Source organism: Streptomyces sp. NPDC018693 (assembly GCF_044391385.1).
Taxonomy (GTDB): Bacteria; Actinomycetota; Actinomycetes; order Streptomycetales; family Streptomycetaceae; genus Streptomyces.
This window is the reverse complement of record NZ_JBIRZZ010000002.1, coordinates 68,344-94,121: the sequence shown is the minus strand read 5'-3', so window position 1 is coordinate 94,121 and position 25,778 is coordinate 68,344. Positions and strand designations below refer to the sequence as shown.

Genomic DNA, 25,778 nt, shown 5'->3' with positions numbered 1-25,778 from the left:
AGCACGGCACGTCAGGAGGACCGGCCCCGCTTCTCCAGCATGTCGGCCATCAACGCGATCTCCGCCTGCTGACCGTTCACCATCCCCTGGGCGAGCCGCCGCAGATCCTCGGTCCCGGCCGACTCGGCGGCCACCTCGGACATCGGCACACCACCCTTGTGGTGCTCGGTCATCAGCCGCAGATAGAGAACCTCGGCGTCCCTGCCCGAAGCCTGCCGCAGCCGGTCCATCTCGGCGTTGGTGGCCATGCCCGGCATGAGCGAACCGTCATGCGGCTCGTACGCCTCGTGCGAGGCGTGCCCACCCATCCAGGCCATCGGCGCCTGCTGCGAGGACTTCGGCAGATCCCACGCGTCGAGCATGCCGAGCAGCATGCCGCGCTGGTTGGCCTGGGTGTTGATGATGTCGTACGCGAGCCGCCGCACCTCCTCGTCGTCGGTGCGGTCCCGCACGATGAACGACAGCTCCACCGCCTGCTGGTGGTGGACCGCCATGTCCCGGGCGAAGCCCGCGTCCACCGAGTCGCGGGAGGGCGTGCCCCCGCCGTCGTCCGACGGCGAGAGCAGCACCACCACCACCGTCACGGCGGCCAGCACCGCCGCGAGGGAGCCGACGATCAGCAGCCGGGACAGCCGCCGAGCGCTCACGCGGACTTCCCGCCGGTGCAGGCGGCACCCGGCTCAGGGGTCTGCGCGCCCTGCACGTACTTGTCGAGGAACTCGTTCACCCGCGCGTCCGACGCGTCCGTGACGTTCAGCTGGTGTCCCCAGGCCGAGAGCGTGATCGGCGACGACTGCTCCGGGTACGGGCTCATCAGGGTGTACGGCGTCTTGGCCACCTTGTCCGACAGCGCCTTCACGTCGGCCTGGTCGGCCTTCTCGTTGTACGTGATCCAGACGGCGCCGTGCTCGAGGGAGTGCACGGCGTTCTCGTTCTGTATCGCGGCCGTGTAGACGTCGCCGTTGCAGTTCTGCCAGACGGGGGAGTGGTCGCCGCCCACGGGCGGGGTCATCGGGTAGTCGACCTCGGTGTCGACGTGGGTCTGGCTCAGCTCGGACCAGGTCTTCTCACCGGAGACGGGGGCGGCCTGCTGCTTCTCCTTCTCGTTGGCCTGGTCGATCAGATACCAGCCGCCGCCGGCCAGCCCCGCCAGGATCGCGGTGGACGCGACGACGGTGATGATCCGCATACGACGCTCACGGGCGCGCTCGACGCGCCGCTGCTCCTCTATCCGCGCGCGGCGGGCGGCGTCTCTGTCCTTCTTGGACATGTTCTTGCTGTTGTTGCTCTTGTTGCTGCTCTTCTTGGGACCGGCGGAAGCCATGGGGAAGTGCCTTTCGGGCAGGAGAGATCGACGGATGCGGTGTGATGAGGGGAAGGGCATCCGTGATCTAGGTCCGCAGCACCTGCAGCTCATGGAGGTTCGGCGGGCGGGGCGCCGCCGGTTCGGCCATGACCGCCGTGGACACGGCGGCCGCCCGTACGTCCGCCCGGCCGGGCGGCGCCTGCGGGATCGGCGGCGGCACGGGCCCGGTCGCCGGGGTGTCCTCGGCGGCCCCGGCCCCGCACCGGTCACGACCGGGCGAGGCGCTGGCACGCTCCGCGGTGTCGGTGTCCCCCTCCGGCGATACGGCGGTGGGGGACCCCTTGGCCAGGACCTGGCCGTAGGCCGACGGCCCCTGGGTGCACAGGCAGGCCACGCCGAAGACCGCGGCCAGGACCAGCCAGAGGCCCACGACCACGGACGTCGCCCGCCGCCGTGCGCTCATGGCCAGCCGCCTGTCCCTGGGGTGTTCTACCGATGTTCGGAGTGTTCGGTGTTTCGCTACGGCTCAGTGTGCCCGATGGCCCCGCTCCGCCGTCCACCCCTGCTCGGTGATCGGACAGGCCCAGGGCCTGTGGGCCCGTCCTGGCTAGCAGAAGCCGTTCAGCCCCCACCACTCACCGTGCGTCCGCTCACCGCCCGCCAGGTAGCCGTTGCCCAGGCCCCGGTAGGTGAGCAGCCAGCCGAGGTGCCCCGGGCTGCCGTCGATCGTGTACTTGGTGTTGGTGACGGTGGCGAGGTCGGGACGCCCGTCGCCGGAGAAGTCACCGACGGCGATGAAGTTCGCCATGGCGTTCCAGCCGCCGCTGCCGACGAGGACACGCCCGCCGAGGGCTCCGGTCCGGCCCGGGTAGAGCCACAGCTTGCCGGTGGACGCCTCACGCGCGTAGAGGTCGGGGCGGCCGTCGCCGTTCATGTCGCCTACGCCGACGAGCGCGTTCATGGCGTTCCAGCCGCCGGTGCCGATCAGCTTGCGCGCGCCGAGGGTGCCGGTGGAGGTGCCCGGGTAGAGCCACAGCTTGCCGGTGGACTTCTCGACCGCGACCAGGTCGGAGCGGCCGTCGCCGGTGAGGTCGCCGAGGGCGGTGATGTTGCGCATGGCGTTCCAGCCACCGGTGCCGATCAGCTTGCGCGCGCCCAGGGAGCCGGTGCCCGTGCCGGGGTACAGCCACAGCTTGCCGGTGGACTTCTCGCGGGCGATGAGGTCCTCGCGGCCGTCACGGCTGAAGTCGCCGTGCCGGGTCAGGGCGTTCATGGCGTTCCAGCCGCCGGAGCCGATGAGCCGCCCGGTACCGTCGCCCGGCGTGAACCACAGCCGCCCGGCAAGGTCGCGGGTGATCACGTCGGCCTTGCGGTCGCCGTTCATGTCACCGAAGCCCAGGGCGGTGGGCGAGGTCTCGGAGACCCAGTACGGGTAGGCGGGCTGGCTGCACTCGCGCTCGGTGCGGACGAGCTTGACCGAGCTGATCGTCGGCCGGGTCCACGAGGTCCACGAGCCGTTGCTGGAGGGCTTCTCGGGGAAGTAGCCGCCGCCCGGCGCGTATCCTTCGTCACCTGCGCGAGCACGCTCGTCGGGCTCAGCACGGCCACGTAGTTCCCGTTGAGCGCGCCGAGGTCGATGTCCACGCCCGGGGCGGAGGGGTCGGCCATGTTCCGCAGGGTGAGCGAACGCATCTGGGAGTTCCAGTTGTTGTCGCCGAGGACGACCACATCGCTGCCTGCCATGGTGAAACCGCCGTCCTCGGGCTCCTGGAGCTGGGTCGGGGTCCCACCGTCATACGGCGTCCAGAGCAGGTTCCTGGTCCCGTCCTGGGCGAATGAGTAGGTGAGGAAGCCGGTGCTGCCCGTGCCCGCGAGAGAGGCGCCTTCGGGGAAGACGGGAAGGGCCGCGGGCTGATCGACCGAGACGGAGGCCGAGGCGGCGGCCGGGACGGCTGCGAAGGCGGCCGGGGCGGTGGCCAGCGTGCCGGCGCCGAGGGCCGTGACCGCGAGGACGGTTGTGACGGCCGTGGCCACACGGGTGCCGGTAGAGCGGAACTGCAAGGTGAAACCCCCACGAGAAGATCGGGCACGGAAGTGTCGCGCCCGATCGGACCCGTGATCGGGTCGTTTGGTTGTACGGGACAAGCGAGCCCACCGGCACAGCCCACCGCTCACGCCCGGCGCTGAGCAGCTCCTCGGGGCCGTACACCGCCTGAAGGCCGCAGCCGACCCCGCTGCGGGAGACCGCCACGAGCGGCACCGGCTCGTCGGTGATCGCTGCCCGAGCCGATTCGGACAAACTTCGCGGCGCGCGGCGCGCCGCAATCTCGACAGGCGCCCGGGTACACACCCCGGGCGCCTGCGGGGGGGATCAGCCCTGGTAGCCCACCAGCGCCATCATCCCGGCTTCGCCGTGGTAGGCGTTGTGACAGTGCAGCATCCACTGCCCCGGGTTGTCCGCGTCGAAGAACACCGACAGCGTCTTCTTCGGCAGGACGATCGCGGTGTCCTTGCGCGGGCCCGCGGCGCCGAGCTGGTAGGTGTGGCCGTGCAGGTGCATCGGGTGCCACATCGTGGTGGTGTTGACGAAGTCCAGCCGTACCCGCCGGCCCTGCTCGACCGTGATCGGGTTCGCGGTCGGGTCGTTCATGTCGAACCGCTTGCCGTTGATGGCCCAGTTGTACGTCATCATGCCGCCGGTCAGCTCGATGCGGTGGACCTGATCGGCCTTCTTCGACGTCAGCCGCACGTCGTCCGCCGCGCGCAGCTGCGACGCGGTCAGCACCGTTCCGTCCAGTTCCCTCGGGCGCACCGTCGGCTTCGGCGCACTGCCCGATCCCGTGCGGACCAGGGCCATACCGGTGGCGTTCTTGCCCTCCGCCAGCGCGACGAGGGGGAAGACACCGTCGCCCAGGGTGACGAGGGCGTCGTAGCGCTCCCCCATGCCGATCAGTACGGCGTCGACCTGCTGGTGCCCGACGGGGAAGCCGTCGGTGTGGGTGAGGGTGAGCCGGTGGCCGCCGAGGGAGACGCGGTACGCGGTGTCGCCGCCGGCGTTGATCAGGCGCAGCCGGACCCGCTTGCCGGGCTTGGAGCGGAAGACCTCCGGGTCGGCCGGAACGCGGCCGTTGACCAGGTGGTGGGGGTACTTCACGTCGCCGGCGTCGCCCCCGAGCAGCGGGCTGCCGGCACCCATCAGCATGAACCTCGACGTGTCTCCCGTGCCGTGACCCGTGTGGCCGGAGGAGTCGGAGGGGCTGCCGGAGTCTTCGCCCATGTGCATCCCGCCCATGCCCTGCCGCAGCTCGGCGAAGGCATCGTCCGGCGTGCCGGTGACGCCGTCGAGCCAGTCGTCGAGGACGATCACCCACTCCTCGTCGTACGGCAGGGGCTCCTTGGGGTCCTCCACGATCAAAGGTGCGTACAGGCCCCGGTCGAGCTGGACACCGACGTGCGGGTGGAAGAAGTAGGTGCCGGGCACGTCCGCGGTGAACCGGTAGGTGAAGTTGCGTCCGGCCCGGACGGCGGTCTGGGTGGCCGGCGGCGCGCCGTCCATGTCGTTGCGCAGGGCGATCCCGTGCCAGTGGACGGAGGTGGCGGTCTGGTCGGGCAGCTGGTTGGAGAGCGTGGCGGCGAGCGTGTCACCGGCCGACACGCGGAGTTCCTCGCCGGGGGTCCGGCCGCTGAAGGCCCAGGTCCTGGCCGTGATCCCGGCGCCCAGGTCGACCTCGGCCTGTGCCGCGGTCAGGGTCAGCTCGTGTGTCCTGCCGGTGCTGGTGCGCTTCCTGTCGGCGGCGGCGACGGCAGGCCCTGAGGGGCTGATCAGAGCGGGCGTACTGCCGGAGCCGCTGCAGGAGGCGAGTGCGCCGGCGCCCGCGACGCCGAGCCCGGCGATCAGGAGGGAGCGACGGTTCATGCTGTTCACAGAGGTGTCCTTGTCTCGATGGTCCTTGTTGGTCGGTCGCCTGGGGGAGGGCTGAGCGCACGCGTGAACGCGTGCAGCCGTGGGCGCGACCTACAGCAGGAATCGAGAGAGGACCGAAAGGTCGGGTGGACCCCGGACCGCCGTTCCCGGGACATCCCGGCCGGATGCCGCACCGGAAGGGAGGGCGGGAGCGCGGCCGGTGGAGGGCTGGTGGGGAGGCGTGAGCTGAGTGCTGTCGACGCCGGCGGCGGAGCAGTGCTGCGTCACGGGGTCTGAGCACGCGCCGTTGTCGTGGTGGGCCGTGGTCGTGTCCGTGACGCCGGGCGCCATGGTGTGCCCGATCGGATGGACGGGCGTCGCCGGTGTGGCGGTGTGGGGCAGGCCCGCCGGGCTGCTCGTCCCGGAAGCCCGGGGGTGCGACACCTGGGTGATCGCCACGGCCGTCTCGTGGTGGACCAGGACGGCGAGTGCCGCCACCAGGGCGATGACGGCAGCGCGTGTCCACCGGAGCAGCGCACCGTGTGCGGTGCCTTCCCGGTGGGCGGCTGTCGCCATGGCTTCCATCCGTGCTGAGCTGAAACGGCCCGTCCCGCCCAATATACCCCTCTGGGGTAAGTCGGCGACCGGAACGGCGAGGGCGCGACGACCCGTCGCACCCTTGGCTACAGACGCAGGGCCCGGCGCAAGGTGCCGCTGAGTTCTACGAACTTCTCCTCGGCTTGGCCGGGATCGGTGCGGGCGGCGTCGGTGACGCAGCCGCGCACGTGCTCGTCGAGGAGCCCGAGGGCGACTTCCTGCAGGGCCCGGCCGGCGGCGCTGATCTGGGTGAGGACGTCGATGCAGTAGCGGTCGTCGGTGACCATGCGCGAGATGCCGCGTATCTGACCCTCGATCTTGTTCAGGCGGGCCAGGTGGTCGGCCTTGTTGTCGGCGTAGCCGGGTGCCTGCCCGTGCTGCCCGTGGGTGTGGCGAGGGGTGGCCGGAGCGGTGGTCATCGGGGTTCGTCTCCCTCGGGTGTGCCGCCGTGCGTGGGGGCCGTGTAGCGGTCCGGGTCTGCGTCGAACGCGGCGGCGCAGTGGGCGGAGCAGAAGTGGTAGGTGCCGTGCTCGGTCTGCCGGTGTTCGGTGGCGGTGGTCCTGTCCACCTGCATGCCGCACACCGGGTCCGTGACCGCGTGGCCGCCGCCCCGGGAGGCGGGGTGGTGGTGCTCATGACCCGCGGCGGCGGCCGTGCCGTCGGCCTGGGACCGGTCGGCGAAGGTCTCGACGCGGGGCCGGCTGTGGGCAGGCTGGGCCTCGGGCAGTGGCTGGGGGTGCCAGCGGCGCAGCCGGGAGGCGTTGGTGACGACCGAGAGCGAGCTGAGTGCCATGGCCGCGGCGGCGATGATCGGGCTCAGCCGCAGGCCCCACAGGGGGTAGAGGGCGCCCGCGGCGAGGGGGACGCCGACCGCGTTGTAGACGAGGGCGAAGAACAGGTTCTGCCGGATGTTGCGCATGGTCGCGCGCGACAGGCGGATCGCGGTGACGACTCCGCTGAGGGAACCGGAGATCAGGGTGACGTCGGCGGCCTCGATGGCCACGTCGGTGCCGGTGCCGACGGCCAGGCCGACGTCGGCGGCGGCCAGGGCGGGGGCGTCGTTGATGCCGTCGCCGACCATGCCGACGGTCCGGCCTTCGCCCTGCAGACGGCGGATCTCGTCGGCCTTGTGCTCGGGCAGCACCTCGGCCAGTACCCGGTCCACGCCCACCTGGGCGGCGATGGCGGCCGCCGTGCGGGCGTTGTCACCGGTGATGACGACGACCTCGATGCCGAGGCGCTTGAGGGCGGCGACGGCGGAGACGGAGTCGTCCTTGACGGTGTCGGCGACGGCCAGCACCCCCGCGGGGCGTGCGTCGACGGCCGCGAGCACGGGCGTCTTGCCCTCGGCCGACAGGCCGGCCGCGACGGGGGCCAGCGCCGTGGTGTCGATGCCGACGTCGCCCAGCAGCCGTGAAGTGCCGACCAGCACGGCGCGTCCCTCGACGGTGGCCTGGACGCCCTTGCCCGTGACCGAGTCGAAGCCGGTCGCGCCGGGCGGGCGAAGGCCGCGGTCACGGACGCCGGTGACGATGGCCCGGGCGAGGGGGTGTTCGCTGTCGGCCTCGGCTGCGGCCACCAGGCGCAGCAGTTCGGGCTCGTCGAACCCCTCGGCGGTGTGGACGTCGGTCAGGACGGGCTTGCCCTCGGTGACGGTGCCGGTCTTGTCCAGGACCACGGTGTCCAGCTTGTGGGCGGTCTCCAGGGCTTCGGCGGAGCGGATGAGGATGCCGGCCCGTGCGCCCTTGCCGGTGCCGACCATCACCGACAGCGGGGTGGCAAGGCCCAGCGCGCACGGGCAGGCGATGATCAGCACCGCGACCGCCGAGACCAGCGCCAGGGTCAGCGCGGGCGACGGCCCGAGGGTGAACCAGACGGCGAACGTGCCGATCGCGATGGCGATCACGGCGGGCACGAAGTACGCCGACACCGCGTCGGCGAGCCGCTGGATGGGGGCCTTCGACGCCTGAGCCTGCTGCACCAGACGGATGATCTGGGCCAGCATCGTGTCCGCGCCGACCTTGGCCGCCCTCACCCGCAGGGACCCGGTGCCGTTGACGGTGGCCCCGATGACCGTGTCCCCGGCATGCTTCGTCACCGGCATCGGCTCACCGGTGACCATCGACTCGTCGACCGCGGAGGAGCCGGAGAGCACCTCGGCGTCGACGGGGATCTTCTCGCCCGGCCGGATGACGATCTCGTCCCCGACCGCGACGTCCTCGACCGGGATCTCTGCCTCGGCGCCGTCGCGTACCACCCGCGCGGTGCGGGCCTGAAGGCCCAGCAGGGCGCGGATGGCCTCGCCGGTGCCGGCCTTCGCGCGCGCCTCCAGCAGACGCCCGAGCAGGATCAGGGTCAGGATGACGCCGACGGCCTCGAAGTAGACCTCCCGCACGTCCTCGGGCAGCAGGCCGGGGGCGAGGGTGACCAGCAGGCTGTAGCCGTAGGCGGCCGAAGTCCCCAGCGTGATCAGGGAGTTCATGTCGGCGGCCCGGTGGCGCAGGGTCAGCCAGCCCGTCACATGGATCGGCCGGCCGGTGTAGAACATCACCGGCGTGATCAGCGCCAGCTGCAGCCAGTGGTTCAGCATCCAGCCGGGCACCCAGTCCGCGCCGAACAGTTCGTGCGCCATCACGGCGAACAGCACCGGGGCGGTGAGTACCGCGCCGGTCAGCACTCGCCGCGTGAGGTCCTTGATCTCCGCCTGCCGCTCGGCGGCGTCCGCGGCCTCCGCCTCGGCCGCCGTCCGGTCCGCTCCCGCGGGGGGCCCTTCGGCGGTCGGAGCCTCAGCCCTGGTGGCGGTGTCGTGGCCGTCGGTGGCCGGCGGCGGGCCTGCGGAGCCGTCGGCGGGTTCGACGAGCAGCCTGCCGTGGATCATGTTCATGCCGCAGGCGAAGCCGTAGGAGCCCGGCCGGTCCGGGTTCAGCCGTACGGTCGTACGCGTGTGGGCGGGCAGGCCGGCGCCGACCTTGAGATCGGGGAAGACCACACGGGAGGTGCACTCGCCGGCCTCCTGCCGGTCGAAGACCAGCTCCACCGGCGTGCCCTGGCGAACCTTGATCACGTCGGGGCGGTAGCCGCCCCGGACCGTCACCTCCACCCGCTGCACGCCGCCTTCCAGCCGAGCGGCACCGGCCCGGCGCGGCCCGAAGAAGTACCAGCCCAGCACGGCGACCAGCACGGCCGAGGCCAGGACCACCACGACATCGACGGCACCCATGGCTTCTCGCCTCCCTTGGCGGGTCACTCTCCAGCCTGCGCCCGGGTACCCCTGCCGGGTAGGGGCTGACCGGCCCACTGGTCCTGGACCCTTCGGCCCCGGACCGCCTCATCGGGCGGAGGGACGATGCAGGAAGAGGCGAGAAGTTGCCGGGAGCCCGTCAGCGCCCGGTCGCGGACAGAGCCGAAGCAGGTGAGTAGCGATGACGTTCTGGTACGCCCACGGTATGAGCGGGTGGGGCTGGTTCGGGATGTCGGTCGGCATGGTCGTGTTCTGGGCGCTCATCGTCACAGCCCTCGTGCTGGTCTTCCGTGCCACCGACCGGCCGCACGAACACACCCACACCCCCGCAACCCCCACACCCACACCGCGGCAGATCCTCAGCGAGCGGTTCGCCCGCGGGGAGATCGACGAAGAGGAGTACGGGCGCCGCCTGAACGCGCTGCACACCGGCCCGCTCCCCAAAGCCTGAACCCGGGGCCGCCCCGGTGTTGCGGCCCCACCCCTCCGCGAAGGAGGCCCGTGATGAACGACAGGCGCAACCACGGCATGTACGCGCTCGCCGCCGCGACCTGGGCATCGAGCAGAGCCCCATGTTCCACCCCACGCCTCCCGCCTGGGCCCACGCCCTGCCCGGCTACGGCGCGAGCCGCGTCCTGACCGACGCCGCCCATCACCCCGGCTTCCACCAGCCCGCCGCCCTGCTGATCGCGCTTGCCTGGCCGGTCGGGCTTTCACCTGGGCCCGGTCGGTGTGACCCGCCGGGCTACGGGTAAGGCGCGAGGCCGGACCGCGCCGACCGGAGCGTGATCCGGCGCCTGGTTCGGGCTGCGGTTGTCGCCGAGGACTCGAAGAACCCGCTCATCAAACTCGTATGGCGAGAGAGCCGAACGCCGCGAGGGAACAGACAGCGCCAGGTGGATCCCCGGTCTGCTCGGAGGGCCGACGCGTCGATGGGTACGCTGGGGCGGCCAGTACCGGCACGAGCACGCGCCCGCGCGGGCGCGGACGAGGGGCGCCCACGTGACGAGCAGAGCAGGAACGGCCGGGAGCGCACCGGCACGTCTGCTGCTGCTCGCCCTGCTCCTCATCGGCCTCGGGGTTGTCCACACGCTCGCGCACGCCGACGCCCATGACGGCGTCACCGCGTCCACGGCCGCCCGCCACCTCGACCCCACCGCGGCGGACCAGGGCTCTGCCCACGGCTCCCACGGACACGAGGCGTCGGCGACCGAGGAAACCCACACCCGCACAGGGCCCGCGGCCGACAGCGGACCAGTCCTCGCCACCGCAGACCCGGAGTCCCTGCCCGACGCCGACTGCTGGGCCTCGGTGCCTGCCGGGCCGGGGCTGATCCCACCGGCTCAGTCCCCGGCCGCTACCCCTGACACCACGCACGGGAGACCGCCCGCCGACAGGTCACTCGGCCACCGCGCGTACACCTCACTGCACACACTGGGAATCATGCGGATCTAGACACCGGATCCGCGTCACAGCCGCACTGCCGACTTCTCTCCCAGTGCGGCCCGGCAGCCGGTCCGCAACCCCTGACGGGGGCGGACCACGGCTGCCTCCCCGCCCCGTGTCCTTCCGGGCCGGCGCCGCGCGCCGAGCGCGCCCTGGCCGACCCGTGCCGAAAGGTGTCCTCGTTCCCGTGTCCCACCACCATGTCGCCGACTCCCGCCTCGTGCCGGCGCCGCCGTACGCGTCCCCCACACCGCCCCGCTCCCGCCCGGCGACGCCGGACGGCTCACCGACGTCCGCGAGGGGCGGTCCCGAGCCCACACCGCGCCGTACCGAGAGGGGGCCCGCGAGCAGGAACGGCGGGCGGCGCGGGCGCCGCCGGGCCCCCAAGCGTCCGCCGCTGCTCGGCGACTACCTGGGGTACGCCGCGACCTTCGTCGGAGCGGGGCTGATCAGCGGCGCCATCGTGCACCACCCGCTCGATCCCGCCCGTTACACCGTCATCGCCGTCGTAGGCGCGGTGGTCTTCCTCTGTGCCACCGTGCTGAACGAGTTCGTCCTGACCCGCAGCCGCCCCGGCGCCGCGAAGGTCTGCGGCGTGGTGGCGGCCTCACTCGCGCTGTCGTTCGGCATCGGCATGCTCAGCGGCGGACTGCAGCACTTCGAGGACTTCCCCGAACGCGCCGCGATGCTCATCCCGTTCGGCCTGGCCCTCTCCTTCGTCTCCTACGTGCTGCGCCATCAGCCAACCCGGTGGCGCGGCCTCCTCGGCCCGGCCGGAATCCTCGTGGCGGTCACCGCGGTCGTCGCCTTCCTGGGCCTGAAGGGCATCGCGCAGGAGATGGCCACCGAGTCGGGCGGCGACGGACACGGCCACAGCCACGGCCAAGAGCCCGCACCGGAGGCGGAGCCGGAAACGGCCGACGCGGACGGACACCAGCACGGATCCGGCCCCACCGAAGGAACGTCGCACGGAACCGCAACGACGCCCAGCCCACAGCCGACTCCGGAAGCGACCGCAGAGAATCACGGCGAACCAGGGCACGGCCACTGACGCGAGGGGCTCAGCGGCCTCCCGCGGAGGCCGCGGCGGCCTGCGCCGCGGCGCCGGCGACCACCGGAGTGAAGCTTGCCCGGTTCGTTGCGCTCGAGCGGTCGCGGCTGCGACACGGCTGAGACGCAACAGGAACAAGCCCCCAACGAACGTGGCTGGAAAGCGCTCTAAGATCACTCGCCATGCGCCACACACGAATACTCATCGGAATGGCAGCCCTCGGCATGCTGACCGTCGGCTGCGGCGGCTCGGACACCAGCGAGAACGACGCCAAGCCCAGCGCCGACAGCACCGCCACGCAGGACGCGAAGCAGAACGACGACTCCGCGTCCCAGGTCGAGGGCGAGCAGCTCCCGGTCAAGCTGGAAGGCCCTGTGGCGGACCTGATAACGACCATGCCGACGGTCAGCCCCTCCCCTGACCGCTCGGCCACCACCACCGAGAAGGTGCTGTACGAACTGCAGAGGCGGACCCTTCGCATGGCCGGCATCACCGGTGAGACCAGCGGCGAGTGCGACGGCGGCGAACTCGTGATGAAGGCGGGTGCCACCACCGCGTGCACCATCACCTACGAGAGCGTGAAGGTGCCGTGGGAGGTCACCATCTCCGACTCGTACAAGCCGGGCTCGATCATCTTCAGCTACGAGGCCAAGCCTCTGAAGGGCGTAGTCACCGCCCAGGGCGTCTACGGCGCCTTCTGGAAGCAGCAGAACTCCTACAGCGAGGACCTGCGCTGCAGTGAGGTCCCGAAGGCGGAGCTGGTCGAGTTGGACCAGGCAACGGCCTACAAGTGCCAGTACCTCATCAAGGACAGCAGCGGCAACCGCTGGAGCGACCGGTCCGTCAAGGTCAGCGAGCGCGGAGTGCAGTTCTCCCCCGTACGCTGACCCGCCGCACGTGCGAACAAACCCGGCTTCGACCGGCCCAACCTGCGTGACTGCGCCAGCTCGGCCACCGGCCACCGGACCGTCGGCGGGAACTCATGCTGCGGCAGAGGACAACGACGAAGCGGCCCGCTGAAGATCAGCGGGCTTCTTCGTATCGCCTGGATTGGCGAGGTGGTGGGCCCCGTTCGCGGCGTTCACCTGCGTTCATGAGCGGCTGACCGACGGAGCCCGGACAGCTCCAGGTCGCGCAGAGCGTCGCACGGCTAGCGAGCTACTGGATGGCAGGGCCGTCCTGCGGGGTAAACCACCTCACCTCGCGCCCCACGACGAGCCTCCCTTTTGACGACGTCCACCGGAGCCAGCCGCGATGGCGGAGGGGAACCCCGGAAACGCCCCTGTGGACAAAATCCATGACAACGACGGCTGAGGACAACGACGAAGGGCCCCGCTGGTCACCAGCGGGGCCCTTCTTTTCGCCTGTTCAGGCGGCTGCGGAGGATACGAGATTCGAACTCGTGAGGGGTTGCCCCCAACACGCTTTCCAAGCGTGCGCCCTAGGCCTCTAGGCGAATCCTCCGCCGGAAACATTACATGACCGAGGAGGGTGCTCGCGAACTCGTTCCCGCAGGCGCTGATCGGGTAGGCTGTGCGAAGCCCCTCACGCGGCGCTATCTGACTGAACTCCCCCAGGGCCGGAAGGCAGCAAGGGTAGGTCGGCTCTGGCGGGTGCGTGGGGGGCGCTTGCGTTGGCGGGGGTGCGTTTGCTCACGGTCCGGTTTGTCAGTGGGCGCCTATAACCTCGTATGCGTGTCGTCTCTCGCGCTGTACCGCCGCTATCGCCCGGAGTCGTTCGCCGAGGTCATCGGGCAGGAGCATGTCACTGACCCGCTGCAGCAGGCGCTGCGGAACAACCGGGTCAATCACGCGTACCTGTTCAGCGGTCCGCGCGGATGCGGCAAGACGACCAGCGCGCGCATCCTCGCCCGGTGCCTGAACTGCGAGCAGGGGCCTACGCCGACACCGTGCGGTGAGTGCGAGTCCTGCCGGGACCTCGCTCGCAACGGCCCCGGGTCCATCGACGTCATCGAGATCGACGCCGCTTCGCACGGCGGTGTCGACGACGCCCGTGACCTGCGGGAGAAGGCATTCTTCGGGCCGGCCCGGTCGCGCTACAAGATCTACATCATCGACGAGGCCCACATGGTCACGTCGGCCGGCTTCAACGCGCTGCTCAAGGTCGTCGAGGAGCCGCCGGAGCATCTCAAGTTCATCTTCGCCACCACCGAGCCCGAGAAGGTCATCGGGACCATCCGGTCGCGTACGCACCACTACCCGTTCCGGCTGGTGCCGCCGGGCACGCTGAGGGAGTACCTCGGTGAGGTGTGCGCGAAGGAGGACATCCCTGTCGAGGACGGTGTGCTGCCGCTGGTCGTGCGCGCGGGCGCCGGATCCGTGCGTGACTCCATGTCCGTCATGGACCAGCTGCTCGCCGGCGCCGGAGCCGACGGTGTGACGTACGCCATGGCCACCTCCCTCCTCGGTTACACGGACGGTTCGCTCCTCGACTCCGTCGTCGAGGCGTTCGCCACCGGTGACGGCGCCGCCGCCTTCGAGGTCGTCGACCGCGTCATCGAGGGGGGCAACGACCCCCGGCGGTTCGTCGCCGACCTGCTGGAGCGGCTGCGGGATCTCGTCATCCTCGCCGCCGTCCCCGACGCCGCCGAGAAGGGGCTCATCGACGCCCCCGCCGATGTCATCGAGCGTATGCAGGCGCAGGCCGGCGTCTTCGGCGCCGCCGAACTCAGCCGCGCCGCCGACCTCGTCAACGAGGGGCTCACCGAGATGCGCGGCGCCACCTCGCCCCGCCTCCAGCTCGAACTCATCTGCGCGCGCGTCCTGCTCCCCGCCGCCTACGGCGACGAGCGGTCCGTCATGGCCCGCCTCGACCGCATCGAGCGCGGCGTGAACTTCTCGGCGGGCGCCGCAGCCGCCAACATGCCCGCCATGGGGTACGTACCCGGGCCCGACGCGCATCCGGGCGCCGCTCCTGCTGCTGCGGCTCCCCTTCCCGCCGGGGGTGGCGCGGCCGCCGCCCGGGCTGCGGTCCGGGGCGCGGGGGTGGCGACGCCCACGTCCGCACCCACGTCCACACCCACGTCCACGCCCGGTGCGGCGCCGGGTGGCGTGCCGGGCAGCGCGCCTGGGGGCGGGCCTGGTGGTCCCGGTGCGGCCAGTACGTCCACGGCGGCCGGTACGGCACCCAGTGGCATCGGCGCTCCGGGGCAACAGCCACCCGCCGCCCCGGCCACCGCCCCCGCAGACACCTCCAACCCACCCGCCCCCGGCGCCTGGCCCACCGCCGCGTCCGCCGGCAGCGGGCGGCGACCCGGCGGCTGGCCCACGGCCGCCCCGGCCGGTGGTGGCGCCCGGCCCGCGTCGGCCCCCGCCACGCCGCCGTCCCCGGCTGCCCCCACCCCTGCCGCGGCACCCGCGCCGACCGCCTACGCCGCACCCACCGGCGGGCTGGACCCCCGCGCCCTCTGGCCGAACATCCTGGAGGCCGTCAAGAACCGCCGCCGCTTCACCTGGATCCTGCTCAGCCAGAACGCCCAGGTCACCGGCTTCGACGGCACCACCCTCCAGCTCGGCTTCGTCAACGCCGGCGCCCGTGACAACTTCGCCGGCAGCGGCAGTGAGGACGTTCTGCGTCAGGCCCTCGCCGAGCAGTTCAACGTGCACTGGAAGATCGACGCGATCGTCGACCCGTCCGGCGGCGGCGCCCCCGCGTCCTTCACATCCCCCGCTTCCCCCGCCTCCTCCGGCCCCGGCGGCTACGGCACCCCCTCGGGCGGCGGCTACGGCAACACCGGCAGCTACGGCAGCACCCCCGCCCCCGCCCAGCCAGCACCCCCCACCACGCCCACCGCCCCGGCGCCCCCCGCACACACTCCCACCTCCGCCCCGGCCGCCGTACCCCACACACAGGCCCCCGCCACCCCACCCCGGCCCCCCGCCCCTGAGCCGGTCGCCCCCGAGGACGACATCCCCGAGGACGACGACCCCGACCTCAACGAGTCGGCCCTCTCCGGCCACGACCTGATCGTGCGGGAACTGGGCGCGACGGTGGTCGAGGAGTACACGAACGAATAGGAAGCCCCGAGGCCCCCGAAGCCCCCGAGGCCCCAGTGGCCCCCGAAGCGCTCGAGACACCCACCCCGAATCCCGCGCCCTTGGAGGAACGTACAGCCTTCCAAGGCCCCGCCCCTCAGCGGTTACGCTAACGCCGTGAACGTCCTCGTCATCGGCAGCGGCGCCCGCGAACACGCCCTGTGCCGCTCCCTGTCCCTCGACCCCGCCGTCACCGCGCTGCACTGCGCGCCCGGCAACGCCGGCATCGCCGAGGTCGCCGAGCTGCACCAGGTCGACGCCCTCGACGGCGCCGCCGTGGCCGCCCTCGCCCAGGAGCTGGACGCCCAGCTGGTGGTCGTAGGGCCGGAGGCGCCGCTGGTCGCGGGTGTCGCCGACGCCGTGCGCGAGGCGGGGATCCCGGTGTTCGGCCCCTCCAAGGAGGCCGCGCAGCTGGAGGGCTCGAAGGCGTTCGCGAAGGACGTGATGGCGAGGGCCGGTGTGCCCACCGCCCGCTCCTACGTCTGCACGACGGCCGAGGAGGCCGCCGAGGCCCTGGACGCCTTCGGCGCGCCGTACGTCGTCAAGGACGACGGCCTGGCCGCCGGCAAGGGCGTCGTCGTGACCGCCGACCCGGAGGCCGCCAAGGCGCACGCGGCTGCCTGCGAGCGTGTCGTCATCGAGGAGTACCTCGACGGCCCCGAGGTCTCCCTCTTCGCGATCACCGACGGTGAGACGGTCGTCCCGCTCCAGCCCGCCCAGGACTTCAAGCGCGCCCTGGACGGCGACGAGGGCCCCAACACCGGCGGCATGGGCGCGTACTCCCCGCTGCCGTGGGCCGACCCCAAGCTGGTCGACGAGGTCCTGGAGACGGTCCTGCAGCCGACCGTCGACGAGATGCGCCGCCGCGGCACCCCGTTCTCCGGGCTCCTCTACGCCGGTCTCGCGATCACCTCCCGCGGGGTCCGGGTCATCGAGTTCAACGCGCGCTTCGGCGACCCCGAGACCCAGGTGGTCCTCGCCCGCCTGAAGACCCCGCTGGCCGGCGTCCTGCTGGCGGCCGCCAACGGCACCCTCGCCGACCTGGAACCCCTGCGCTGGAGCGACGACGCGGCCGTCACCGTCGTCATCGCCTCGCACAACTACCCCGGCACCCCGCGCACCGGCGACCCCATCACCGGCCTCGACGAGGTCGCCGCGAAGGACGCCCCGCACGCGTACGTGCTGCACGCCGGCACCAAGCGCGCCGACGACGCCGTCGTCAGCGCCGGCGGGCGCGTCCTGTCCGTCACCGCGACCGGCAAGGACCTCGCCCAGGCCCGCGAGCGGGCGTACGAGGCGGTCGGCCGCATCGCGCTCGACGGTTCCCAGCACCGTACGGACATCGCGGCGAAGGCGGCGGGCGCGTAACACCCCCGAACACCCGCGAACACCCCCGACACCCCCGAACACCCCCCGACAACAGCTCGGATGAACCCCGCAGGCCCCGGACCCGTCTAAGGATCCGGGGCCTCAACCTGTAACAGGTCCCTCACCTCAGGACCCTCACCAGTAACAGGACCCGTGACCCATAACAGAACCACGGCCTGATCCTCGCCCACCGTCACCCACCTCTGACCAAAGCCATTCCATCGAGTGAGCGCTGCCCCATCCGGCTGACGAAGACCGAGCCGCCAACTAGGGTGCGGCGCAAGCGTTCCGGCACTTGGCCCACCGGCATTGCGATGTCAGTGGCGGGTGCCACAGTGGGGGAGTGAGCAAGACCAGGAGAGCCGTCGGCGCCGAGGGTGCCGCAAGAACTGCGGGGAGGGGGTGGGGCCGGTGATGACCGGTATGGGAACCGAGGCGGGAGCGCGGGCCGTGCGCGCCCGTGCGCTCGCCGTGCTGCGCATCCGCGGGCGCGCGCTGGGCGTCGCCCTGCTGCCCGCCGCGGCGGCCGTGATCCTGCTCGCCGGCGGCTCCACCGGCCATCTCGTGGGGCAGGGCTGGGACCGCGCCCGCTGGGCGGTCGGCGCCTTCTCGCTCGTCGTCCTGATCGCCGCGGCGGTGATCGCCGTGGTCGTGGCCCGGGCCCGCCCGGCCGTCAGCCCCACCGTCCCGATCGCCGAGGAAGCGGCCCCCGACCTGTACCGGCTGGTGCGCGACCTCGCCGACCGCCTCGACGTGCCGGCCCCGTCCGCCATAGCGCTCACCCCGGACTGCGACAGCTGGCTGGAGGACCGCACCCATCCGGCCCACGGCCCGCCCCCGCCCGAGGAGCGCGACGAGATAGCGGGCGCCGGGTTCGGCGGCCGGCACTTCCGCCGCCGTACGCCGGCGGCGCCCGTCCTGGTCATCGGCTCCCCGTTCCTGTGGTGGATGCGCGTCGGCGAGCTGCGCGCGGTCCTCGCCCCGGTCGTCGCCGGTACGGGACCCTCCGCGCACCCGGACATAGCGGCGGCCCGGCGCTTCGTGCGAGGTCTGGACGCCGCGGTGGCCGCCTCCGCCGACCGTGGCCGGTGTCCCGCCTTCCGGCTGGCCTGCGCGGGCGTCGGCTGGGTGGCCCGGCTGATGCTGCGCGGCTGCCGGGGGCATGCCGCCGAGATGGAGCGGGGCGTGGCCGCGGCGGCCGCCGAGCGCGCCCAGACCGTGGACTACGGACTGCGAATCGTCGCCCAGGAGCAGGTGGGCCTGGCCTATGCGGGCTGGGACCGGCTCCTCACCCGGGTGGCCCTGCCTGCCTGGCGGATGGGCCGCTGGCCCTCCCGGCTGGACGCGGGCGTCGTCGCGGCCCTCACCGAGCTGTCCCGGCGCGACCGGCTGGCCGAGGGCTTCACCTCCCGCCTCGGCGAGCGCCCGGCCTGCGACCTCCTGGAGGAACCGGGCGCGGTCGACGAGGCCGCCTCCCTGCTCGCCGCCCGCCTCTTCCACGGCGGCCCGGCCGAGCCCGGCCCCGACTGGTCCCCGGTCGACTGGTCGGAGTACCCGGAGGAGGTCGTCGACCGCAAATGGCGCACGGACGCCTCCCGCCTCCACCGCGTCCTGGACACCCTGGACCCCCACGACCTTCAGCACCCCCAGGCCACCCCGAGCCCTTCACCGGCCCCGGCTCCCACGGCGCAGCAGTCACCGCCGACCCACCGGCCCCCCACCCTCGCCCGAGTCCTCGACCACCTCACGGCCCTCCAACGCCCCCTGGCCGAAGAACCCGGCGAACACGCCGCCGCACACGCCGGCGCCCCCGTCGGCACACGCACCGGCACGCACCCGAGCGAATCGACGGGCCACCCCAGCGGCGAACCCCCCGCCGACGATCCCGGCCACCCCGGCCACCCCGACCCCTCCGACGACCCGGCCCTCACCCCCCGCACCGCAGCCCTGGCCGCCCGCCTGGCAGCGGAGCTGGCCCGCGAGGAAAGCCCGACCGCCGCCACCGCCCCGGCCGGAGCCACCGCACTCACCGGAACCGCGCCCACCGGATCCGCACCCGCCCCCGACACCCTCCTCTGGGACGAAGCCGCACTCCCCCTCTTCCCCCTCCAGCCCCCGCGCACCGACCGCGAGCTGCTCACCGACCACGTCACCGCGATGGTCTGCTGCGCCGCGATGGACACCGCGGGCGCCGCCCCGGGCCTGGACTGGCTCGACGGTCCGGCGCTGCTCGTCAACGGTGAGCGTCCGGCCGACCTCGCCCCCCGGGTGCTCAGCCTCGTCGAGGACGGCGACCCGGCGCCGCTGCGCAGTTGGCTCGCGGAGCTGGGGATACGCCCGGAGAAGCCGGTCCGGCTGGTCTGACCCGGCGACGGGCACGACGGAATTGCGCACTCCACTTTTGGTCAATTCGCAACGAATAGTGACAGCACGCGTGCGTTATGTGATGTGCTGGGACCGGATCGCGCCCATGGCAAGAGCACGCGACATACGACAGCCGCGAAACGCGAAAGACGGCAGGGGGAGGGGTACCGCATGGAGTCGGAGCAGATCCGCCGCTGGGAGTCGGGAGCACTGGCGCACGCCGTGACGGACCCCTTCGGCCAGGGCCCCGTCCCGTGGCTGCGCGGCAATGTGACGTACTTCGACGACACCGGCCAGGTCGTCCCCTGGTACGTCGACGGTCACGCCCACCGGCCCGCCCCGGGCATCCCCCGCATCCCGGCCCCGCGCACCGCGGGCGGCCCCCGCTCGGCGGACGACGTGCACCGCCAGATCAAGGGCTTCACCTCCACCGGCGCGGTCGCCCCGGGCGAGGCCGTCGACTTCCACATCACCGTCGACCCGCCCCAGGAGTTCGGCGTCGACGTCTACCGCATCGGCCACTACGGCGGCGACGGCGCCGCCAAGATCACCACGAGCCCCCGCCTCTCCGGCATCGTCCAGCCCCCGCCGCTGACCGCCGACCGCACGGTCTCCTGCCACCACTGGTGGCTGTCCTGGCGGCTCCAGATCCCGTCGTACTGGAGCGTCGGGGCGTACGTCGCCGTCCTCACCACCGCCGACGGCTACCGCTCCCACATTCCCTTCACCGTCCGCGACAACCGCCTCGCCGACCTCCTCCTGGTCCTCCCCGACGTCACCTGGCAGGCGTACAACCTCTACCCGGAGGACGGCCGCACCGGCGCAAGCCTCTACCACGCCTGGGACGAGAGCGGCCGCCTCCTCGGCGAGGCCGACGCCGCGACGACCGTCTCCTTCGACCGCCCGTACGCCGGCGCCGGCCTCCCCCTCCACGTCGGCCACGCCTACGACGTCATCCGCTGGGCCGAGCGCTACGGTTACGACCTCGCCTACGCCGACGCCCGCGATCTGCACGGCGGCGAGATCGACCCCACCCGCTACCGGGGCCTGATCTTCCCCGGCCACGACGAGTACTGGTCGGCGTCCATGCGCCGCACGGCCGAGCTGGCCCGCGACAGCGGCACCTCCCTCGTCTTCCTCGCCGCCAACGCCCTGTACTGGCAGGTGGAGTTGGGCCCGTCCCCGTCCGGCGCCCCGAGTCGACTGCTCACCTGTCGCAAACGCCAGGGCCCGGGCCGCCCCGTGCTGTGGCGTGAAATCGACCGTGCGGAGCAGCAGTTGATGGGCATCCAGTACGCGGGCCGGGTGCCCGAACCGCACCCGCTGATCGTCCGCAACGCAGGCCACTGGCTGTGGGAGGCGACCGGCGCGCACGAGGGCGACGAGATCGACGGCCTGGTCGCGGGGGAGGCAGACCGCTACTACCCCCGTACCCCGCTCCCGCCGCACGAGGAGCGCATCCTGCTCGCCCACTCCCCGTACACCGACGCCGAGGGCGTGGTCCGCCACCAGGAGACCTCCCTCTACCGTGCCCCCTCCGGCGCCCTGGTCTTCGCATCCGGGACCTTCGCCTGGTCCCCGGCCCTGGACCGTCCCGGCCACGTGGACGCCCGTGTCCAGCGCGCCACCGCCAACCTCCTGGACCGCATCTGCAAACGCGACTGACCCGCTGCGCCCGGCCCGTCCCGCATACGCGAGAATTGAGCCACTTGGAGAGACTCACGGGGAGGAACCGTGTCCGGATTCGTAGAAAAGCCCGAGCCGATCGAGGTCCCGGGCCTGGTGCATCTGCACACCGGCAAGGTGCGCGAGCTGTACCAGAACGAGGCGGGCGACCTCGTGATGGTCGCCAGCGACCGTACGTCCGCGTACGACTGGGTGCTGCCGACCGAGATCCCCGACAAGGGCCGGATCCTCACCCAGCTGTCCCTGTGGTGGTTCGACCAGCTCGCCGACCTGATCCCCAACCACGTCCTGAGCACCGAGCTGCCCCCGGGTGCCCCCGCCGACTGGGCCGGCCGCACCCTGGTCTGCAAGTCGCTGCGGATGCTCCCCGTGGAGTGCGTGGCCCGTGGCTACCTCACCGGCTCGGGTCTGCTGGAGTACCAGGAGACCCGCACGGTCTGCGGTCTCGCCCTCCCCGAGGGCCTGGTCGACGGCAGCGAGCTGCCCGCCCCGATCTTCACCCCGGCCACCAAGGCCGCCGTGGGAGACCACGACGAGAACGTCTCCTACGAGGAGGTCGCCCGACAGGTCGGCGCCGACACCGCCGCCCATCTGCGCCAGGCCACCCTCGCCGTCTACTCGCGGGCCCGGGACATCGCCCGCGACCGGGGGATCATCCTGGCCGACACCAAGTTCGAGTTCGGCCTGGAGGGCGAGACGCTCGTCATCGCCGACGAGGTCCTCACCCCGGACTCCTCCCGCTTCTGGCCGGCCGACCGGTGGCAGCCGGGCCGCGCACAGCCGTCGTACGACAAGCAGTTCGTGCGGGACTGGCTGACCTCGGCGGAGTCCGGCTGGGACCGCAAGAGCGAGCAGCCGCCGCCCCCGCTGCCGCAGCACATCGTCGAGGCGACCCGCGCCAAGTACATCGAGGCGTACGAGCGCCTGACGGGCACCAGCTGGTCGTAGAAAACAAAGAACCCCCCAGCCGAAGGGCTGGGGGGTTCTGCCGGAGCGGACGACGAGGCTCGAACTCGCGACCTCAACCTTGGCAAGGTTGCGCTCTACCAACTGAGCTACGTCCGCAATGCGCCGTGACGCGAGAGCAACTATACCCAACCTCGCTCGCGTGCGAGACGCACCGCCGCATGACGGTTCTCCGCCCCCAGCTTCGAGACGGCCGACGAGAGGTAGTTCCGCACGGTGCCCGGCGACAGCGCGGCCCGCTCGGCGATCTCCGCGACGGGCGCCCCGTCCGCGGCGAGCTCCAGCACCTCCGCCTCCCGCGAGGTCAGCGGGGAGTCCCCGGCGGCGATCGCGTCGGCGGCCAACTCGGGGTCGACATAACGGTTTCCGGCATGCACGGTCCGGATGATCTCGGCGAGCCGCTGCGCGCTCACCGTCTTGGGGACGAACCCGCGCACACCCGCCGCAAGCGCCCGCTTCAGATGCCCCGGCCGGCCATGGCTGGTCACGATCAGCACCTTGCAGCCGGGCAGTTCGGCCCGCAGCGATGTGGCGACCTTCACACCGTCGGCCCCCGGCATCTGAAGATCCAGCACCGCCACGTCCGGCTCGTGCGCCCGCGCCATCGCCAGCGCCTCCGGCCCGGTCGCCGCCTCCGCGACGATCACCAGGTCCTCCTCCAGGGACAGCAGCGCCGCCAACGCCCCCCGGATCAGATGCTCGTCGTCGGCCAGCAACACCCGCAGGCTCATGAAACGACCTCACTCAGAACAGCAGCCCTCAACGGCACCTGGGCCACCACGCGGAAGACCCCGTCCCCCGCGGGCCCAGCCTCCAGGGTCCCGTCGACCTGCCGCAGCCGCTCCCGCAGCCCCGCGAGCCCGGACCCGCCACCCCCGGCGCCGTCCTCGGACGCCCCTGCGCCGTCGTTCTCCACTGTCAGCACCACGCGCCCCTCCGTCACACGCAGCCGCACGGCGCACCGCGCGGCGTCCCCGTGGCGCAGCACATTCGTCGCCGTCTCCCGCACCACCCACCCGAGCGCCGACCGCACCTCCGCCGGCAGCCCCTCGGCCTCCCCGTCCACCTCGCACTCGATCCCGGCGGCCGTCAACACGCCCTGTGCACCGGTGAGTTCCACCTCCAGATCGACCTCCCGATAGCCCCGGACGACGTCCCGCACCTCCCGCTGCGACTCCCGCGCGATCCGCTGCACCTCGACCATCTGCTCCACGGCCTCCGGCCGCCCCCGCCGGGCCAGCTGCACGGCCAGCTCGCTCTTCAGCGCGATCACCGCCAGATTGCGCCCCATCACGTCATGCAGATCCCGCCCGAACCGCAACCGCTCCTCGGCGACCGCGAGCCGCGCCCGGGCCTCGCGGGCCTCGTCGAGCTCGTACACGGCGTTGAGCAGCCACACCGAGAAGACGGAGGTGAAGGCCATGAATCCGCCGCCGGCCAGCACGAACAGCGAGGTGACCAAGGCGGCCGGCGCCCGCACGCCCAGGGCCAACGACACGATGCCCGCAACCGCCGCGAAGCCGCCCACGCTCGCGAACACCCGCCGCCGCTCACGCACCCCCAGCGCGACGATCCCGGCCCCGAAGATCAGCACGACCCCGAAGACGCCCCCGGCGGCGTTCTCGGTGTCCTCCCGGTCCGGACCGTGCTCCGCGATGCCGAGGGCGATGACGGCGACGGCCGCGGTCACGGCGGCGAGCGTCCACAGCGTCCGCACCGGCTGCGGGCGGTGCCCCCGCGCCCAGTCCAGCGCCCGCGACACGGTCACCACACAGCACACGGCGTGCCCGACGACCAGCGCCAGCAGCAAGGCACCGAGCGGCGTCCCCAGCTCACGGAAGAGCGGCAACCCCACCGCCGCGACCTCGATCAGCCCGAAGAGCTGGAACGACATCCTGGTGTACGTCTCCACCTTCTGCGGCGTGCTCTTGCCCCGCCACCAGCCCCCCGGCCTGCGCATACGTCTCGCGTCCCCCCGTCCTTCTCGTCGCCTGCGGCGTGGTCAGCGCCGCGGCTCCCACCGGAACCACCGCCGTACAGCAAACACCGCCGGCACGGCCCAGGCCAGTGCGGTCGCCGTCGTACCGACCGCCTCGTACACCGACAGGCTGCCGGTCCAGCCGCCCCGCACCAGTGTGATCACCGGGGACAGCGGCAGCAGCTCGCAGACCGAGGCGAAGGTGTCGGGCAGCAGCTCCAGCGGGACGCTCACCCCGGACAGCACCATCGAGACCAGCACGAACGGCAGGGTGGTGACCTGCGCGCTCTCCACGGTCCGGCTCACCGACGCGGTGACCGCCGCCAGCGCCGCGCACAGCACCAGGCCGAGCAGCAGCCCCAGCACGGCGAGATGGGGCGCGCGCGGCGCCGGTATGTCGAGGGCGACCGTGCACCCGGCGATCAGCACCAGCGACTGCACCAGCCCGGTCGTCACCACGGGCAGCGCCGACCCGGCGAGGATCTCCGCGTCCCGCAACTCCCCGGTGCGCAGCCGCTTGAGCACCAGCTCTTCGCGCCGGGCGGTGTAGATGCCGGTCAGGGCGCTGTACACCCCGAACAGCAGCGAGAAGCCGATCGCGGCCGGCAGCAGCACCAGCCCGACCGTGAGCCCGGCCTCCTGGACGTCCATCTCCGCAACCGCCGACCGCAGGGCGAGGGGCAGCGCCATGGGCACCAGCACCGCGCCGACGATCGTGGCCTTGCTGCGCCCGAGCAGGGTGAGCTCGGCCCGGGCGAGGGCGGCCATCCGGCTCGCCGGGGTCGTCGTCGTACCGACAGCCATGCCACGACCTCCTCGGGCCGGACTCACACTCCGACCACCTCGGACCAGACTCATGCCCCGACCTCCTCGGACCGGTCCGCGGCCTCCCGCGCGATCCCCAGAAACGCCTCCTCCAGCGAGGCGGACCGCACATCGAGCCCGCGCAGCTCCACGCCGGCCCGCTCGGCCCACACCAGCACCCCGGTCGCGGTCCGCTGCAGCTCGTGCGTGCGCAGCCATACGGCCCGCCCGTCGACCTCGTGCCCGCACACGCCCAGCTGGTCCAGCGGCGGCAGGTCCCCGACGAAGTAGCCCTCGGGCAGCTCGAAGGAGATCCGCGACGGCTGGGCGGCGGTCACCTCGGCCGGTGTCCCCGCGGCCGCGATGCGCCCTTCGTGCAGGATGGCCAGCCGGTCGGCCAGGCCCTCCGCCTCCTCCAGGTAGTGCGTGGTCAGCAGCACGGTCGTACCGGCCGCGCGCAGCGCCCGCACCAGGTCCCAGGTGTCGCGGCGGCCCTCGGCGTCCAGGCCGGTCGTCGGCTCGTCGAGGAAGAGCACCTCGGGGTCGCCGAGCAGCGCCAGCGCCAGATCGAGCCGCCGCCGCTCACCCCCGGACAGCTGCTTGACCCGCACCCCCGCCTTCGCCCCGAGCCCGACCAGCCCCAGCGCCTCCGCCTCGGGCCGCGCACCGCTGACGCATCCCGCCCACATCCGCGCGGTCTCGCCGACGGTCAGCTCGGACGGAAACCCGCCCTCCTGCAGCATGACCCCCGTGCGCGGCCGTACGACGGCCCGCTCGGCGTAGGGGTCGTGGCCCAGCACCCGCACCCGGCCCGCGGTCGGCCGGGCGAGCCCTTCCAGTACCTCGACCGTCGATGTCTTCCCGGCGCCGTTGGTGCCGAGCAGCGCGAAGATCTCACCCCGGTCGACATGGAAGCCGATGCCCCGGACCGCCTCGAACCCGCCCCCGTACACACGCCGGAGGTCGGTGACCTCGATCACGTGTTCTTTCGTGTCCATGGATCGATCGTCGC

The 25,778-nt window shown here is 72.5% G+C and carries 21 protein-coding genes, 2 tRNA genes, 1 other RNA gene and 1 pseudogene; 11 read left to right on the top strand and 14 right to left on the bottom strand.

From position 1 onward, the window contains the following. Positions 1 to 11: 11 nt before the first annotated feature. The 8 genes and pseudogenes from ACH5AC_RS04630 to ACH5AC_RS04595 all read right to left on the bottom strand — a co-directional run bounded on the left by ACH5AC_RS04630 (position 12) and on the right by ACH5AC_RS04595 (position 9,027). A complete protein-coding gene (locus ACH5AC_RS04630; protein WP_398860162.1) occupies positions 12 to 647 on the bottom strand; it encodes a DUF305 domain-containing protein in 636 nt (211 codons plus the stop codon). Next, a complete protein-coding gene (locus ACH5AC_RS04625; RefSeq protein WP_398860161.1) occupies positions 644 to 1,324 on the bottom strand; it encodes a DUF3105 domain-containing protein in 681 nt (226 codons plus the stop codon). Before ACH5AC_RS04625 ends, ACH5AC_RS04630 begins: the two co-directional genes overlap by 4 nt. Positions 1,325 to 1,391: 67 nt before the next feature. Further along, complete coding sequence (locus ACH5AC_RS04620) at positions 1,392 to 1,769, bottom strand: hypothetical protein (RefSeq protein ID WP_398860160.1); 378 nt, start codon at positions 1,767 to 1,769, stop codon at positions 1,392 to 1,394. A 144-nt stretch (positions 1,770 to 1,913) separates the two neighbouring features. Beyond that, positions 1,914 to 2,876: pseudogene (locus tag ACH5AC_RS04615) on the bottom strand (FG-GAP repeat domain-containing protein); the annotation flags it as partial. Between the two features lie 801 nt (positions 2,877 to 3,677). Continuing rightward, positions 3,678 to 5,231 (bottom strand): multicopper oxidase family protein, encoded by a 1,554-nt coding sequence (locus tag ACH5AC_RS04610; RefSeq protein WP_398860159.1) that lies wholly within the window; start codon positions 5,229 to 5,231, stop codon positions 3,678 to 3,680. 90 nt (positions 5,232 to 5,321) lie between these two features. Next, on the bottom strand, positions 5,322 to 5,786 hold the full coding sequence (locus ACH5AC_RS04605; protein ID WP_398860158.1) for a hypothetical protein: 465 nt from the start codon (positions 5,784 to 5,786) through the stop codon (positions 5,322 to 5,324). A 107-nt stretch (positions 5,787 to 5,893) separates the two neighbouring features. After that, positions 5,894 to 6,226 carry a metal-sensitive transcriptional regulator gene (locus tag ACH5AC_RS04600; protein ID WP_398860157.1) on the bottom strand — a complete coding sequence of 111 codons (333 nt, stop codon included), beginning with the start codon at positions 6,224 to 6,226 and terminating at the stop codon, positions 5,894 to 5,896. After that, positions 6,223 to 9,027, bottom strand: coding sequence for a heavy metal translocating P-type ATPase (locus ACH5AC_RS04595; RefSeq protein ID WP_398860156.1), 2,805 nt, complete (start codon positions 9,025 to 9,027; stop codon positions 6,223 to 6,225). Before ACH5AC_RS04595 ends, ACH5AC_RS04600 begins: the two co-directional genes overlap by 4 nt. Before the next feature lie 202 nt (positions 9,028 to 9,229). On the opposite strand from ACH5AC_RS04595, the gene ACH5AC_RS04590 reads away from it, so the two are divergent. The 5 genes from ACH5AC_RS04590 to ACH5AC_RS04570 all read left to right on the top strand — a co-directional run bounded on the left by ACH5AC_RS04590 (position 9,230) and on the right by ACH5AC_RS04570 (position 12,432). After that, entirely contained in the window at positions 9,230 to 9,499 is a 270-nt protein-coding gene (locus ACH5AC_RS04590; RefSeq protein WP_398860155.1) for an SHOCT domain-containing protein, read from the top strand. A 121-nt stretch (positions 9,500 to 9,620) separates the two neighbouring features. Then, entirely contained in the window at positions 9,621 to 9,803 is a 183-nt protein-coding gene (locus tag ACH5AC_RS04585) for a hypothetical protein (protein ID WP_398860154.1), read from the top strand. Positions 9,804 to 10,050: 247 nt separating this feature from the next. Then, a complete protein-coding gene (locus ACH5AC_RS04580) occupies positions 10,051 to 10,503 on the top strand; it encodes a hypothetical protein (protein ID WP_398860153.1) in 453 nt (150 codons plus the stop codon). Positions 10,504 to 10,681: 178 nt separating this feature from the next. Next, positions 10,682 to 11,545, top strand: a complete 864-nt coding sequence (locus tag ACH5AC_RS04575) for a hypothetical protein (RefSeq protein WP_398860152.1) — start codon at positions 10,682 to 10,684, stop codon at positions 11,543 to 11,545. Between the two features lie 209 nt (positions 11,546 to 11,754). Further along, the gene (locus ACH5AC_RS04570; protein WP_398860151.1) at positions 11,755 to 12,432 is read left to right on the top strand and encodes a hypothetical protein; all 678 of its coding nucleotides are present in this window, start codon (positions 11,755 to 11,757) and stop codon (positions 12,430 to 12,432) included. A 492-nt stretch (positions 12,433 to 12,924) separates the two neighbouring features. Here the strand turns inward: ACH5AC_RS04570 and ACH5AC_RS04565 are convergent. Then, positions 12,925 to 13,009: transfer RNA gene (locus ACH5AC_RS04565), tRNA-Ser, on the bottom strand. Between the two features lie 72 nt (positions 13,010 to 13,081). Between ACH5AC_RS04565 and ffs the strand changes: the two genes are divergently transcribed. The 6 genes from ffs to ACH5AC_RS04535 all read left to right on the top strand — a co-directional run bounded on the left by ffs (position 13,082) and on the right by ACH5AC_RS04535 (position 21,966). Continuing rightward, positions 13,082 to 13,180: signal recognition particle sRNA small type (gene ffs / locus ACH5AC_RS04560), an RNA gene on the top strand. Between the two features lie 59 nt (positions 13,181 to 13,239). Next, the gene (locus ACH5AC_RS04555) at positions 13,240 to 15,582 is read left to right on the top strand and encodes a DNA polymerase III subunit gamma and tau (RefSeq protein WP_398860149.1); all 2,343 of its coding nucleotides are present in this window, start codon (positions 13,240 to 13,242) and stop codon (positions 15,580 to 15,582) included. 135 nt (positions 15,583 to 15,717) lie between these two features. Continuing rightward, positions 15,718 to 16,968 carry a phosphoribosylamine--glycine ligase gene (gene purD / locus ACH5AC_RS04550; protein WP_398860148.1) on the top strand — a complete coding sequence of 417 codons (1,251 nt, stop codon included), beginning with the start codon at positions 15,718 to 15,720 and terminating at the stop codon, positions 16,966 to 16,968. 414 nt (positions 16,969 to 17,382) lie between these two features. After that, a complete protein-coding gene (locus ACH5AC_RS04545) occupies positions 17,383 to 19,332 on the top strand; it encodes a hypothetical protein (protein WP_398860147.1) in 1,950 nt (649 codons plus the stop codon). A gap of 171 nt (positions 19,333 to 19,503) precedes the next feature. After that, a complete protein-coding gene (locus ACH5AC_RS04540; protein WP_398860146.1) occupies positions 19,504 to 20,997 on the top strand; it encodes a N,N-dimethylformamidase beta subunit family domain-containing protein in 1,494 nt (497 codons plus the stop codon). 69 nt (positions 20,998 to 21,066) lie between these two features. Further along, a complete protein-coding gene (locus ACH5AC_RS04535) occupies positions 21,067 to 21,966 on the top strand; it encodes a phosphoribosylaminoimidazolesuccinocarboxamide synthase (RefSeq protein WP_398860145.1) in 900 nt (299 codons plus the stop codon). A gap of 44 nt (positions 21,967 to 22,010) precedes the next feature. On the opposite strand, the gene ACH5AC_RS04530 is transcribed toward ACH5AC_RS04535, so the two are convergent. The 5 genes from ACH5AC_RS04530 to ACH5AC_RS04510 form a co-directional block, all read right to left on the bottom strand. Then, positions 22,011 to 22,083: transfer RNA gene (locus ACH5AC_RS04530), tRNA-Gly, on the bottom strand. A 23-nt stretch (positions 22,084 to 22,106) separates the two neighbouring features. After that, the gene (locus ACH5AC_RS04525; protein ID WP_398860144.1) at positions 22,107 to 22,715 is read right to left on the bottom strand and encodes a response regulator; all 609 of its coding nucleotides are present in this window, start codon (positions 22,713 to 22,715) and stop codon (positions 22,107 to 22,109) included. Continuing rightward, the gene (locus ACH5AC_RS04520) at positions 22,712 to 23,944 is read right to left on the bottom strand and encodes a sensor histidine kinase (RefSeq protein ID WP_398860143.1); all 1,233 of its coding nucleotides are present in this window, start codon (positions 23,942 to 23,944) and stop codon (positions 22,712 to 22,714) included. Before ACH5AC_RS04520 ends, ACH5AC_RS04525 begins: the two co-directional genes overlap by 4 nt. A 42-nt stretch (positions 23,945 to 23,986) precedes the next feature. Then, complete coding sequence (locus tag ACH5AC_RS04515) at positions 23,987 to 24,766, bottom strand: ABC transporter permease (RefSeq protein WP_398860141.1); 780 nt, start codon at positions 24,764 to 24,766, stop codon at positions 23,987 to 23,989. Between the two features lie 50 nt (positions 24,767 to 24,816). Next, positions 24,817 to 25,764: an ABC transporter ATP-binding protein gene (locus ACH5AC_RS04510; RefSeq protein WP_398860140.1), complete on the bottom strand. Its 948-nt coding sequence runs from the start codon at positions 25,762 to 25,764 to the stop codon at positions 24,817 to 24,819. Positions 25,765 to 25,778 lie beyond the last annotated feature (14 nt).